The organism is Lysinibacillus sp. FSL M8-0355, from assembly GCF_038008985.1.
GTDB lineage: Bacteria > Bacillota > Bacilli > Bacillales_A > Planococcaceae > Lysinibacillus > Lysinibacillus fusiformis_D.
On sequence record NZ_JBBPAI010000001.1, the window covers coordinates 1,747,875 to 1,761,783 of the forward strand.

14 protein-coding genes are annotated in these 13,909 nt (G+C 37.5%); 5 read left to right on the top strand and 9 right to left on the bottom strand.

Annotated elements, in window-relative coordinates; translation table 11 throughout:
• Positions 1 to 42: 42 nt before the first annotated feature.
• Entirely contained in the window at positions 43 to 807 is a 765-nt protein-coding gene (locus MKY46_RS08310) for an SDR family NAD(P)-dependent oxidoreductase (RefSeq protein WP_058844679.1), read from the top strand.
• A gap of 199 nt (positions 808 to 1,006) precedes the next feature.
• Here MKY46_RS08310 and MKY46_RS08315 read toward each other — a convergent pair whose 3' ends face one another.
• A complete protein-coding gene (locus MKY46_RS08315) occupies positions 1,007 to 2,467 on the bottom strand; it encodes an IS1182 family transposase (protein WP_340833939.1) in 1,461 nt (486 codons plus the stop codon).
• A gap of 807 nt (positions 2,468 to 3,274) precedes the next feature.
• Between MKY46_RS08315 and MKY46_RS08320 the strand changes: the two genes are divergently transcribed.
• The gene (locus tag MKY46_RS08320) at positions 3,275 to 4,528 is read left to right on the top strand and encodes an S-layer homology domain-containing protein (protein WP_340833941.1); all 1,254 of its coding nucleotides are present in this window, start codon (positions 3,275 to 3,277) and stop codon (positions 4,526 to 4,528) included.
• Between the two features lie 184 nt (positions 4,529 to 4,712).
• Here MKY46_RS08320 and MKY46_RS08325 read toward each other — a convergent pair whose 3' ends face one another.
• The 4 genes from MKY46_RS08325 to MKY46_RS08340 all read right to left on the bottom strand — a co-directional run bounded on the left by MKY46_RS08325 (position 4,713) and on the right by MKY46_RS08340 (position 7,624).
• The gene (locus MKY46_RS08325) at positions 4,713 to 5,456 is read right to left on the bottom strand and encodes an amino acid ABC transporter ATP-binding protein (protein ID WP_036127795.1); all 744 of its coding nucleotides are present in this window, start codon (positions 5,454 to 5,456) and stop codon (positions 4,713 to 4,715) included.
• An 11-nt stretch (positions 5,457 to 5,467) separates the two neighbouring features.
• Positions 5,468 to 6,124 (bottom strand): amino acid ABC transporter permease, encoded by a 657-nt coding sequence (locus MKY46_RS08330; RefSeq protein ID WP_036127793.1) that lies wholly within the window; start codon positions 6,122 to 6,124, stop codon positions 5,468 to 5,470.
• 67 nt (positions 6,125 to 6,191) lie between these two features.
• Positions 6,192 to 6,989 (bottom strand): amino acid ABC transporter substrate-binding protein, encoded by a 798-nt coding sequence (locus tag MKY46_RS08335; RefSeq protein WP_249646003.1) that lies wholly within the window; start codon positions 6,987 to 6,989, stop codon positions 6,192 to 6,194.
• A gap of 242 nt (positions 6,990 to 7,231) precedes the next feature.
• Positions 7,232 to 7,624, bottom strand: a complete 393-nt coding sequence (locus MKY46_RS08340; RefSeq protein ID WP_058844683.1) for a ribonuclease HI family protein — start codon at positions 7,622 to 7,624, stop codon at positions 7,232 to 7,234.
• Between the two features lie 160 nt (positions 7,625 to 7,784).
• Here MKY46_RS08340 and MKY46_RS08345 point away from each other — a divergent pair, with 160 nt between their 5' ends.
• On the top strand, positions 7,785 to 7,976 hold the full coding sequence (locus MKY46_RS08345) for a zinc-finger domain-containing protein (RefSeq protein WP_036127782.1): 192 nt from the start codon (positions 7,785 to 7,787) through the stop codon (positions 7,974 to 7,976).
• An 80-nt stretch (positions 7,977 to 8,056) separates the two neighbouring features.
• On the opposite strand, the gene MKY46_RS08350 is transcribed toward MKY46_RS08345, so the two are convergent.
• Positions 8,057 to 9,040 (bottom strand): SEC-C domain-containing protein, encoded by a 984-nt coding sequence (locus MKY46_RS08350; protein ID WP_058844684.1) that lies wholly within the window; start codon positions 9,038 to 9,040, stop codon positions 8,057 to 8,059.
• A gap of 227 nt (positions 9,041 to 9,267) precedes the next feature.
• The gene (gene pepF / locus MKY46_RS08355; protein ID WP_036122986.1) at positions 9,268 to 11,082 is read right to left on the bottom strand and encodes an oligoendopeptidase F; all 1,815 of its coding nucleotides are present in this window, start codon (positions 11,080 to 11,082) and stop codon (positions 9,268 to 9,270) included.
• Between the two features lie 216 nt (positions 11,083 to 11,298).
• Here pepF and MKY46_RS08360 point away from each other — a divergent pair, with 216 nt between their 5' ends.
• Together MKY46_RS08360 and MKY46_RS08365 are read left to right on the top strand one after the other, a co-directional pair.
• Entirely contained in the window at positions 11,299 to 11,739 is a 441-nt protein-coding gene (locus tag MKY46_RS08360) for a Dps family protein (protein WP_036122990.1), read from the top strand.
• A gap of 191 nt (positions 11,740 to 11,930) precedes the next feature.
• Entirely contained in the window at positions 11,931 to 12,368 is a 438-nt protein-coding gene (locus tag MKY46_RS08365; protein WP_101966836.1) for a general stress protein, read from the top strand.
• A 100-nt stretch (positions 12,369 to 12,468) separates the two neighbouring features.
• Here MKY46_RS08365 and MKY46_RS08370 read toward each other — a convergent pair whose 3' ends face one another.
• A complete protein-coding gene (locus MKY46_RS08370; RefSeq protein ID WP_340833942.1) occupies positions 12,469 to 12,837 on the bottom strand; it encodes a hypothetical protein in 369 nt (122 codons plus the stop codon).
• A 162-nt stretch (positions 12,838 to 12,999) separates the two neighbouring features.
• Complete coding sequence (locus tag MKY46_RS08375) at positions 13,000 to 13,899, bottom strand: DMT family transporter (protein WP_036122999.1); 900 nt, start codon at positions 13,897 to 13,899, stop codon at positions 13,000 to 13,002.
• Positions 13,900 to 13,909: the final 10 nt, after the last annotated feature.

Consider the following 13,909-nt stretch of genomic DNA (forward strand, 5'->3'; position numbering starts at 1 on the left):
TCTCTATGTAATATAACTATGTTTGAACAAGGAGATGGAAGCATGAGTAAGTTAACAGGCAAAATCGCTTTAGTTACAGGGTCAAGTCGAGGAATTGGCCGCAGTATTGCACTGCGTCTGGCACAAGAGGGAGCCTTTGTCGTCGTTCATTACGGGAAAAGACGTAGTGAGGCAGAAGCGGTTGTTCACCAGATCGAACAAAGCGGGGGAAATGCTTGCGCGATTGGTGCTGACCTTAGTACTCAAGATGGTATTCAAGATTTATTTACTACTTTGGATGATACTATTCGGGAATACATGGGCAGTTATGGATTCGATATTCTTGTCAACAATGCTGGGATTGGTCAAATTATTAGTTTAGAAGAGACGACGGAAGAATCATTTGATGAGGTAATGAAGATTAATGTTAAAGCACCACTTTTTGTTACTCAGCAAGCTTTGCCACGTTTAAAAGATGGAGGACGTATTATTAATATTTCATCTTTTGTGACACGTGTAGCCTCGCCAAGTGTCTTTACGTACAGTATATCCAAAGGTGCTATCGACACATTTACGCGACTTCTAGCCAAACAGCTAGGGAGCCGTAATATTACGGTAAACGCCATCCAGCCTGGAATTATTAATACAGAAATGAATGCTGATACTTTGGAAAACCTGGAAGGACAAAAATATGCTGCTGGTCTTTCCATTTTCAACAGATGGGGTGAACCCGAGGATGTGGCAGATATTGCCGCCTTTCTTGCTTCCTCAGACAGCCGTTGGGTAACAGGTCAGTTGCTTGATGCAAGTGGAGGATCTCATCTATAACAAATTTATAAGGAACTTCAAATGAAGTGACTCCAAAAAGTTAGACACATATTTTAAGCAGTTACTGAGGAATGAACTCTGTATTGGGCGAGGCCACTGAAAAACTTGCGTTTTTTATAAATAAATTCGTTTTAGAAAAAGATAGGGCGCTTCTTGTTCAATTTTGAACAGGAAACGCCCTATCTTTTTCACCTATTTATTACCCTTTTCCATTCAGAAGCTTTAAGATTCTTTTTAGATTGACAGCGAATATCGTCGTTGCTCCCTGAATTTGCATGCCAAATGAACCCGCAGCCGATGCTTGATCGTACCCGTGTTTATTTTTTAACTCACTATTTTTTGCTTCGATTTTATAACGTTCTCGAGCTAAGCGTTTAAATTCTTCTGTTTCTTGAAAAGCTTGTTGGTCTAAATGTTCTTCTGATTTAATGGCAACAGAATAGGTCTTAGTTTTTGCACCTTCTTTAAAACACCCTTCTCGGAGTGGACAGACCTTACATTTTTCAATGTCAAAAAAATAAACCATTCTTGCACTTGCTCCTGGGTGTGAATCTGGTTTTTTACTTTTTCTATTTGCTAAATGTCCTGCTGGACATACAAATAAACCTGCATCTTTATTAAAGTCAAATCCTTTTCCGTTTCCTCGCCCATTTTGAGTAATCATTGGATTTAACTTAGAAATCAGTTGAATGCTTTGTTCTTTTGTATAAAGTAAATTGTTTTTCCCTGAATAAGCTGTGTCAGCGATGACTGTTTCAACTTCCATTCCTGTTACTTTACTTTTTTCAATCAGTTCTTGTAGATAATGTCCATCTGATTTTTCACCTGTTGTAACGACTGCTGCTGTAATTATACGTTCATCACTAATTGCTAAATGTGTTTTATAACCAAAGAAAGAACTGTCTGCTGTTTTATGTCCTACTCGTGCATCGGTGTCTGTTGAATAATTTAGATGTTCTTGCGTATCTTCTACAGCTTCTTTTAACACGTTCAATTTTTCCTTTACAGCTGGTAGATGAGCGATTTGTGGTTTATTTTCAATAATGGCAATCAATCTTTCACAGTAAGTTAATTCATCTTTTACTTCGTTAGAAGTATTCTTCTTTGGAAATTTTTCTTTCATGGATTTATCAAATTGATACACTGCTTTGCGGGTATATTTTGATTTTTCTTGTAAAAATTCTTTCGGTGATTTTTGGTTATAACGTGCTTTGGTATGTGTTGCGTCCACAATGATTGTTTTACTTTTGATAATGTTCTTTTCGAGTGCGATTTCAACTGTTTTTCCAATGAGCATATCTAATAAACTTACATTTTGAAGACGCAGTCTTCGGAATTTTGTGAGTGAACTTGAATCAATCACGTCATCTTCTGGCGCCATACCTAAAAAATACTTGAAAGACATGTCATATTTTGAACGTTCGACAAGGTCTACATCAGATACATTAAAAATGGCTTTTAACAATAAGTACTTAAACATTCGAATCGGAGGAATCGCATTTCTTCCATTGTCTAAACAATATTTTGTTTTCAATTCTTCTAAAATGAATGAGAAATCCACTAGTTCGTTAATTTGACGAAGCATATTATCTTTTGGCACGACAATATCGTAAATGGCCATATATGGACTTAAGTTGAAAGTCTCTTGGTTTGAAATCATTGGGAACACCACCTGCATTTAGTCACTCAATTATAAATTAAAAAGGCGAGGTATTCGACGATTCAATCGTCGAATACCTCGCTAAGTGGAACCAGATGAAGTTTTTCAGTGGCCTCGTATTGGGCAGGTCTCATTCCTTTTTGCGATAAATTTCTCAACACGTATTGTTTCTGTGCTTGCATTGTTATTTACTTTTGCACAAGAAAGTAAATAACAATGCCTCGCCAGCATGTAAGATGGTTTACTTTCATCACTTGGCAAATCGCCTTTGAAGCAATTCGTATTTACTTATATACATGGATAAACGTTTTTTTAAATATTGTAAATTTAATAACTCTGGATAGAAACAACGAGTAAAAGAGTTCAGCTATTGAAGAAGTATATTCAAAAATGCTTATTAGTTAAATGAAAGAGGAGCCCTCATTGAAATCTAAGAACATTGTCAATATAACAATTCTTTTTCAATAGCTTAATTTCAAAGCTTTCAATATCCTCTCTGATTACGTTACTTATCTTTAATACCACCGAACTTATTATATTTTTTCTAATCAAGATTGTTTAATTTTAAAAATTATGAAAGCATAGTAGTAATTTAAATAATGGGAAGAACCCACTTCAAAAATCACTATTTGTCGTAACTATTTTGTTATGGCTACTTGATGGTGTTTTGAAGCGGGTTCTTTCATTTTATTAAAATCTTTTTCAGGAATGAAGGGACTAACTAATGACCTTCGGGAGTTTGATAGATCCTCTAAAAATAGTAAAATTAGAGTATACAAGAATCTAATTCATTTGGAGGGAATAAATATGAAACGTGGTACTTTTAGAAAGAACTCAAACAAATTATTACTTGCGACTTTAGCTCTAGCTGTGGCGACTCCGGTGTACGCTATATCTGCTACTTATACTGTTGCAGAAGCGGCAACGAAAACGACATTTAAAGATGTCCCTAAATCGCATTGGGCATATGAGTCAATTAAACAAGTAGCAGAAAAAGGGCTTGTGGCAGGCTACAGTGACGGTACATACAAACCATCTGCACAGGTAACACGAGCAGAGTTTGCAACATTCCTATCACGCGTATACGACGGAAACGACCGTACACCATCTAAATTTTCAGATGTTGGAGCTTCACATTGGGCAAATGACGCTATTCAAGAAGGACTAGCAGTTGGATTCATTAAAGCTAGTGATTTCTCAAATAACAAATTTGAACTAAACAAAGCAATGACTCGCGGTGAAATGTCTCGTTGGTTAGCAAATGGTTTAGCACATGCGAACGCTGATTATGGTAAAGCGATTGAAGAAATGGCAAATTCAAGCCTTACAATTATTCCGATTCCAGAATTTTATGGTGGAGGGGTTAATAAGAAGGATCTTCCGTATATCGGGGTAGCACTTGGTACTGGATTACTTTCAGGCTATGAGGATTTCACATTCAAGCCAAATGGCAATACAACACGTGCCGAGGTAGCAACCATCCTTATCCGCTTCATGGATGCAATGAAGAAAGCACCTTCCGACTTCACAGGGTTAAAAGAACTTCGTGAGGTTTCTGAAACAGGAACAAACATTTTAACTATTTCTAACTTCAAGAAATCAAAATATGGTGGATATGAAGATATTCTTGGTAAACCTCATACGTATTTAAATAACACAGGTGTCGCTACAATTGAACATGCCATTTTTGTAGATACAACAGGCACTAAACCAAAAGGTATTTTTAAAGATATGTTTTTTAATGAAAAAGGTGAAGATAAAATTCTACTGAATAAAGGGATTTATGCAATCTACTATGAATACACATTCAAGCCAAGTAGGGACGTAAGTGTTCAAAGTGTTAGCAATGGATCTAATCTGCACTTTGCTTCGAACCTATTGGTAGATAAAAGTAAAATTGCGCTGTTTAATTTATCATCCCCAAAAAGTACATCTAAAAATGAATTTTTAAAGGGTGAAACATATCGCTATTGGGCATCTAACGGAGTATTGCCTAAACCTGGTGAAATGTTTGGTAGCAGAACAGATGATGATAGCATGTTCTATTATGAACTGAAATAGGAGTTGATAATTCGATTGAAACTAATAAAAAAAGGTACGATTGTGATCGTATCTTTCTATAGGTCTTTGCATGTCAGTAGGGAAATATAGGGATTTTAAAAAACTTAACGAGTTTATAAACAATTTATTTCGAAGCATACACAAGGAAGAAAAATAAAAAGTAGAGCGACATAAACACGCTCTACTAAAGATTCTTCTGTAAAAATGCCTTGGTGCGGTCGTTTTGTGGGTTTGTAAAAAAGTTGTCTGGATGATTAGATTCAATGATCTGACCATCATCCATAAAGACGACTTTGTTCGCTACCTCACGCGCAAAGCCCATTTCATGTGTGACGACAATCATCGTCATGTGGTCTTCAGCTAAGCTTTTCATGACCTTTAAGACTTCTCCTGTCAGTTCAGGGTCTAGGGCAGAGGTTGGTTCGTCAAATAATAAAATTTGAGGATTCATCATCAAGGCACGGGCAATGGCTACACGCTGCTTTTGACCCCCAGATAGATTGGCAGGATAGGCCTTTGCTTTGTCGGCAAGTCCAATTTTCTGCAGTAAATCCTGACAGCGGCTCGTAATAGCCTCCGCTGATTCTGTTTTTAATAAGCTCGGCGCCATTTCGAGGTTTTGCTGGACTGTTAAGTGGGGAAACAGATTGAAGTGTTGAAAGACCATCCCCATTTTAGCTGTTATCGCTTTGATGTGCTGTGGCTTAGCATATTGACCGTTTTGAACAAGAAAATCGCCATCAATCACTATACTGCCACCTTCAATTTCTTCTAAATGTATTAAGCTGCGAAGCATGGTACTTTTCCCAGAGCCAGACGGGCCGATGACAGCAATGACATCGTTTTTCTCCACTGTAAATGTAATTTGTTTCAGCACTTCCACCTGATCAAAAGATTTCTTTAAGTTTGTTACTTGCATCAATGCCATATGTGTCACCTCTATTCAAATGTAAAACGTTTTTCAAGCCATTTAAAGAACATCGTCAAGACAAGCGTCATAACTAAATAAATAGCACCCGCGATAAAGAACGGCGTAATCGTGAAGTCACGATTTACGGCTGTTTGCGCAAAATGGAGTAATTCAGGCACAGCTACTGCATAGAGTAGGGCTGTATCCTTAATAAGTGTAACGGATTCATTTGATAATGCGGGTAATGCGACGCGGAACATTTGTGGCAAAATTACACGCGTCGTCGTTTGCCACTTGGATAAGCCAAGTACCTGAGCTGCCTCATATTGTCCTTTATCAATGGCAAGAAGACCGCCACGGAATATTTCTGCAAAGTAGGCAGCATAATTTAAAATAAAGCCAAGGCAAGCGGCCACAAAACGATCAAGTACTAAGTATTCACCGATTACTGGCAGCATAGGTAAACCAAAGCAAATTAATAATAATTGTAGTAATAGTGGTGTACCACGCATGATATAAATATACGTATGTGCAAGCCAAGAGATTGGTTGAATGCGACTTTTTACTGCGAGTGTTAGTAAAAAGCCTAATGGAATCGAAACCAGAATAGCGATGAAAAACAGTAACACTGTCGTTTTCGCACCTTCTAGCATCGGCCATATCATAGTTTGCCAGTAATCCGCCATAAAGATGTCCCTCCAAAAAGAGTAAGAGTTTCACAAAGGAAACTCTTACAAATGATGTGTCCTGTCATTACTTTAATACTTTATCTTCACCGAACCATTTGGTAGAAATTTCAGCAGCTGTACCATCTTCGTTCATTTTGTCTAATGCGGCTTGTAATTTGTCCAATAGGGCTTCATTGCCTGGTTTCACGCCAATTCCATACTGTTCTGGTGCAAGTGATTCCTCTAATAATTTAAATGTATCAGGCTCCTGTGTCATATAATATTCTGCAACAACCGCATCGATAACAACGGCATCAACACGACCTGTTTTTAAGTCGGATAAAGCTAAAACATTATCCGCAAACTCTGTAATTTTTTTCACTTCTTTGTGAATTGGATGCCCGTTTAGTGCATCTGCCGCAGAAGAAAGAGATTGAATACCTACTTCTTGTCCAGCTAAATCACTTAGTTTTGAAATCTTTGAATCTGCTTTTGTCATGACAACTTGAGCGTTTTCAAGATAAGGCTTTGTAAATAGTACTTTTTCTTTACGCTCATCTGTAATGGTATAACCGTTCCAAATTAAATCAATTCGCCCACTTAGTAATTCTGCCTCTTTTGTTTTCCAATCGATTGGTTGAAATTCTGCTTCGACGCCCATATGCTCAGCTGCCGCACGGGCTAAATCGATATCGAACCCAACGATGTTGTTCTTGTCATCACGGAAGCCCATTGGCGCAAATTTATCGTCAATGCCAATAATCATTTTTTCTACATCAGCAGCTTTGTCATCTTTCTTTGCTGCATTTTCTTTCGATGTACCACACGCTGCTAAAACGATCACAGCTGTCAGCATCATGAATAAAGTCAATACTCGTTTCATTTTGTTTCCCCCTATAATCTATCGCTTTCGTTTGCTAAACTACTAATGTGTTAAAGGATATCATCGTGATCTAACAATGTCAATATCGTTTTGGATTAATCAGAAAATTAGCTGCATTTCCTAGCATTTTTTGAATGAAGCTTATTTTCATAAAAAGTTTGAATAGGGGGAATAGTAAACAACGGAAGAAAAGGGGAAAAGAAAACGAGACTGTACATGACGGACAGTCCCGTGAAATAGGATTAAGTATTTTTACTTTGAATTGCTTTTCGAGCCAAAGCATCGGCAGCTTTATTTTGTGAGTCGGGCACCCATTTAATAAAGAATAAATCAAAGCTAGTGGCTAGTGCTAAAGCTTTTTCAAGATAAGGTTTAAATTCCTCGTTTTTAACATATTCTTTTTCCATAGAAGCGACAACGATTTTAGAATCCGAGCGTACGGATACTAGTGTTGAGCCTAGCTTTTGTGCTTCTTCAAGACCGCGAACTAATGCAGTGAATTCAGCGATATGATTATTTGTTTCGCCAATATACTCACTAATTTGGATATGATGGCCTTCACCTTTAATAAATAGCCCGATCCCACTTGGACCAGGATTTCCTGCACTGGCAGCGTCTATATAAACTTCTAACATACCATCCCTACTTTGCAATGTGACTTCTCTATAATTGTACAACAAGGATCAGAATCATAGTCTGTAAAAAATGGAACAAACAAAATAGTTGCTTGTTCAAATTGAACGCTTCATAATAATAAGAAGTGAATTTTGGACGTGAAAGGAGCGGGGGCTCAACATGGATAAAGTGACGGTTATGAGGGATATTGACGAACTGCATGATACGTATTGTGCGGATTGCTTGGTGATTAAGCAATTACGTAAAGAACGTGGTAAACCAGGAGCTCACCGTTTCTGTATTGAGGCGTGTTCAGTTGGAGAAAAGTTACAGTTTTTGGGAGAAGAGCTTTTGAAAGTGTATAGTAAATAAAATACGAACCTCATGAGAAAAAGCTACATTGATTAGCAATCCGCTGGTCAATGTAGCTTCTTTCATTATTACTATTACTTTTATTTTGTTTCAGCATAACTGCTTAGGTCTTGATAATATTTTGTCAGAGACGAAGCAGAAATATCAAAAGTTGCAGCAATTTCCTTTACGGTCATGGATAGGGACTCGAATAGCTCTTTTTCCTGACCATAACGAATCGCACCAGCTGCAATAGCCGCTTCTTTGCGAGCAGTCGGTTGTCCTTCGATTAAATAGTCCTCTAAAAGTTCAAGCATCGGAGCTGATTCACGCTCATTTTGCTCTAAGAAATCTTTTACTTGTGTCAGGACATTGCTTTCGAAGTTTGAAAACTCCTCACCTTTATAGCCATTCGATACTAATAGTTCCCAGAATGTTAGATGCTCTTCTTTTAAGAATGAGCTTACCTTCTTCTCGGATGCCTCATAGTTTTTCTTAAATTCTTCAAATACTTTTGCATGATCCTCAGGGAAGAAAATTAGGGTAGACACAGCTAAATAATGTGTCGATTTCTTCGTTCCATCTGGTAAGATAAAGGCAAATACATGCATACCTTCAGGAATCGGTTTATTATTTTCACGACGAATAGAAAGCTCTTCATTCGTAAGTAAATGATTAGCCTTGAAATATTTTTCCTCAACAACAGACACCGTACCAATAAATAAAGCCGGCTGAGACCAGTCTTCAAGTACCTTGACAGTAGATGGTCTTACTGCCTTTTTCTTCGTTTTCTTTAAGTAACTTTTCCAAATAGATGGCTCTTGATGGAAGAAAAAGTCGTCTAAAGCGATTGCTTCAATGAGCTCACGCTGTAGCACACTCTCTAATTTAGGCTGCCATGTGCCGACATGCTCAATATATGCACGAACATCTTTACGTTCGGGATATTCTAAGTAAAAAGTTTGTAGCACACGCTCTAATTCTTCGATTTGTACTGTTTCCACTGTTACTTGCTGTTTGCCTTCACAACATTTTTTATATTTTTTGCCGCTACCGCATGGGCATGGATCATTACGTTTTACCATAATTAGAACACTTCCTTTAATAATTGTTAATCGTATATTGCTAAATAATTTGCGCACTCTTAATAATAACGGTACTTTTGTATGAAGAAAAATGATTGTCTATTTTGAAATATCTAAAAAATGTAGAGGGACGCCCTGATTCTATTATATGTACGTATTTTTCCACTTAGAACTAAAAAAAGAAAACGATCTGCACCTTTAACAGGCAGGACCGTTTTCTTGCTAGATTATTGCTGAACCGCTTCAATTTCCAAAGTTAGGCGTTCAAGCTCATCAATCAAATGACCGATATAGGCAATCGTATCACGAAGCGGTTGGTCTGTTGTAATATCGACACCAGCCATTTGTGCTAACTCTACTGGTGATTTTGTGCCACCAGCCTGTAAGACAGCTAACCATTCTTCAACAGCTGTGTCGCCCTCTTTTAAAATACGTTGAGACACTTGTGTAGAGATGGTTAACCCAGCACTATATGTGTATGGGTAAAGACCCATATAATAGTGAGGTTGACGCATCCATGTAAGTTCTGCACCTTCAGAAATGTCGACTGTATCACCCCAGAAATCTTCTAGCACAGAGCGTTTTAATTGATTTAAAATTGTTGCATTAACAGCTTCACCAGCATCAATTAATTCATACACTTTACGTTGATAGGCTGCTTCTAGTAAATGAGTGACAAAGTTATGATAATACGTTTTCGACACAATATTTGAAATCACCCAACGTTTAAACCGTAAATCATCGTTATGTGTTAGTAAATAATTCGCTAACAGCATTTCATTCATTGTTGATGGTGCTTCAATAAAGTATAGAGAAGGTCGGCTATTAAGATAAGATTGATGTTCATGCGTATTCGCAAAATGCCCTGCATGACCAAGCTCATGAATAAGAGTAAAGACTTCATTCATGCGTTCGTTCCATGACATTAAAATATAAGGATGGCTACCATACGGACTTGAGCAAAATGCCCCTGTAGATTTTCCTTTGTTTGGTGCATAGTCAATCCAACGTTCATTGAAGGCTCTATCCATTAAATGATTATAGTCTTCCCCCATAACAGCTAATGCTTTTTCAACATATTCTTTCGCCTCAGCCATCGATAATTTTGGATCATAATCAGAATCAAGCGCTATTTTTAAATCTGCAAATGTCATTTTATCGATACCATTGGCTTTTTGAATTAAAGCTGCATAACGACGCATATGTGGGGCAAGCTCTGTCGTAATTAAATCAATTTGACGATTATAGAGCGAACGATCGACGTCCTGATCAAAGAGTAAATAATCAATGACCGAGTTAAAGCCTCGTAGGTCTGCCATTGTTTTTTCCTGCTGAATATGCGTGTTATACACTTGTGCTGTTGTATGCTGGTAATCGCGTAGCTTGCTTGAAAAGGCTTTAAAGGCAGCGCGGCGTATTTCTGTATTCGCTTCAAACTCCCAGTCATTTTCGTAAAGGACGAAGCTAAGTGGATGCTTTTCACCATTGGCTTCAAATTGACCAAAGTTCATGTCTACTAATTTCGTCGTATTGTATATTTCATATGGTGCATCGAATGTAGCACTAAATGCGGCCAATGCTTTTTCGACTTCAGGATGTAGCTGGTGAGGCTTTTGCTTTAACAGTTCCTCTAGATAACGTTTGTAAAGAGGGCTTGATGCTGCCGCTTCTTGTAAAATAGCTTCATCCAACGCTAGTAACTCACTGCGCACGAAGGAGAGAGCGCTGCTTACCTTTCCAATAGCTGTAGCAAATTTTGCAGCCCGCATTTGCGCTCCATCATTTGTACGATCTGTTTCAAGGTTTAAGCTGGCATACGTGCCAATCGGAACAAACCTTTTTTGTAGCTCTTCAAAGGCAGATAGCACGTCAATAACTTTTTGTGCATCTGTAATCGTTCCTTGGTATTGCTGCTCGAAGCTAAGTGCGTCTTCCACCAATTGTGCTAAAGTAGGTTCAAAATCAGCATCATGGCTCAATAAATCTGTTAAATCCCAAGTTTCTTCTACTGCTACATCTTTTCGTAATGGTAAAACTTCCATTCATAGACACCCCTTTACATGTAAGTGATTTCATTATAACGAAACTATTTCGGAAAGTGAAATAATTTCATAGAATAGTTGCAATATTCTTAATGTAGATCGTTTGTCGAAGACATGTTTGAAATATTGTCGGGCGGGAACAATAGATGTATAGCCGACATCATTTGTTACACATATTAAAGGCTAGAACAAGACATATTGGAGGAGAAAGTGATTATGACACAAAACTTAAACAAACAATTAAATAAGCTAGTGGCTACATGGTCTGTACTTTATACAAAGCTGCACAATTATCATTGGTATGTGACAGGACACTCATTCTTTACACTGCATGCAAAATTTGAAGAGTTGTATAATGAAACAACCTTGAATTTAGATGAAATTGCGGAGCGTATTCTTTCAAAGGATGGCAAGCCAGTCGCAACATTAAAAGAACATCTAGAGCTTTCCTATGTAGAGGAGGCGGCAGGAAATGAGACGACAGAGGAAATGGTCGCTACGATAATTTCGGATTTCCAAAAGCTCATGAAAGCATTAAATGCCACAATGGAGCTAGCAGCAGAAGAAGGGGACGATCGTACAGAGGATTTACTTAACGCCATGTACCAATCTCTTGAAAAGCATACATGGATGTTAAAAGCCTTTCTTGACAAGTAAAAACGACAGTTACAGCATGTTGGAGATATTAAGTACTCTGGCATGCTTTTTTTCTGCAATTAATGCTTGATGTCAAAGCCATAACATGTATTAAGGGTTCATAACAATTATGACAGTTTGGTAAAAAGCGTTTGCTTGTGTACAGCAAGGGTAATTATCTAGTAAGCCATATAAATTAGGAGGAATTGAACATGATGAATGAACAAAACCCACAAATTGAGGTGGCCCATACGAGGGATGAAATGCTTCACATTTTAGAAAGTATGCGGTTAGAAGGTTATCAACAAGATGATATTCATATTATTGCGAAAGATTCCGAACAGTTTGAGGATGTAAAATGGGATGCTGATGTCCAAACACATGAGGCTGGTAATTGGGTGGACCAATTTAAGTCTTGGTTTACAGGTGACTCGGCTGTGACAGAGGGCTTAAAACGATTTAATCTATCAGAGGGACAAATCGCTTATTATGCACATCTTGTGGAGCAAGGTAGTATCGTCTTATATGCGGAACGTGAGGATGATGTAGATCCGCTACAAGCACATTCTGAGACAGTTGCCGAGCAAGAGGCACGTTTAAAACAGCAAGAGCGTATGATAGAGGCAGAGCAATATAGAAGGTTTTTATAATGATCAAACCAGTGAGATATGGCTCTGGCTTGCTGGTTAAAATATAGACAAAGTCGTTTTATTCGACTTTGTCTATTATTTTATTTAATATTGTTGTCCTTTAAATCCCATATCTATATTTAGCAATGTTATCCTTCGCATTTAAAATCGAAAGTATCGGGTCACTTGTAGGCTTTTCAAATGGCTGCTTAAACAGGTTATGAGGCATAGTATGTAAATAGCTAGCTTCTTTATTGTCATGGCTTTGTTTAGTTTCCATCAGGAGTACTCTTTGTCCATTTGGTTTAACAAGATATTGACGCACATAGCCATTTTCGTGTCTGATTTCAATTTTCGATTTGTTCTTTTTGGCGTCTTCCTCTTCACTGCCATCCACATATTTGAGTAAATCCAATAGGTTTTCTGTTTTAATAGGTTGATTGACCTTAGCTGGTAAATAGTATGATGCATTTCGGGGTTGAATTTGCATAGATGACTCTCCTCCAATTAGTTTCTGTAAAAAATAGACTGTATAGTAAACTATTTTACATGTAGTGATGCTATAAATTCAATACATAGTAGAAAAGGAAGCTTGAGATATAACTCTCAGCTTCCTTTTTCATTCGTAAATGAAGTGACATGACACACTATTTTATTGTATGACTTTTTCCTGTGCTTCTTTTTTAATAAAACGTAACGCATGAAAGTGCTCTAATTGAGCCACTAAATTACCAATAAGGATAAAGCTACCGCCAATCACTAATTTCACTGTTAAACTTTCACCAATAAACATCATGGCAAACATGGCTGCAAAAATTGGTTCTAATGAAAAAATAAGTCCTGTATGTGTAGCAGAAGTATACTGTTGTGCAACAGTTTGCCCAACAAAGCAAAATGCACTACAAATGATACCGAGCCCTAAAATAGCCAGCCAGGATGACATTGAATTTGGCAATGTCGGTGTTTCAAATATAAATGTTAAGACAAGGGCATAGATACCAGCAAAGCCGAGCTGATAAATTCCGTATGAAATGGATTCAACATTTCGTGTAAATGAGCTATTCAGTAGTAAATAAATGGAATAGCATAGTGCTGCAATGGCTACTAATAAATCCCCTTTATGGAAGGTGAATGAGCCATGTGCTGTTAAGACTGTAATACCAATCATCGTGCAAATGACCGCAAAGCTAACGGCTCTCGATGGTAATTTTTTTTCAATGAAACTGCTGAAAATCGGCACTAATACTACGGTTAGGCTTAAAATAAAGCCTGCATTTGAGGCAGAAGTAGACTGTAAACCAAATAAACTTAACGCGAACACAATGAATAATAAAAATCCTTGAATAGCCGCATATTTTAATGTTTTACCATTTACTTTGATCATCCGTTTATAAAAAATAAGTCCTGCTACGAAAAATGCAATGATACAACGCAATGCCACCACATTATAAACTGCCAATGTTTCAAGCCCCATGACCATAAAGGTATAAGATAGTCCCCAAAACATTGTGACAATAACCATCAATACATTTGCTTTTCCTTGGATACTCATTATGTTCACC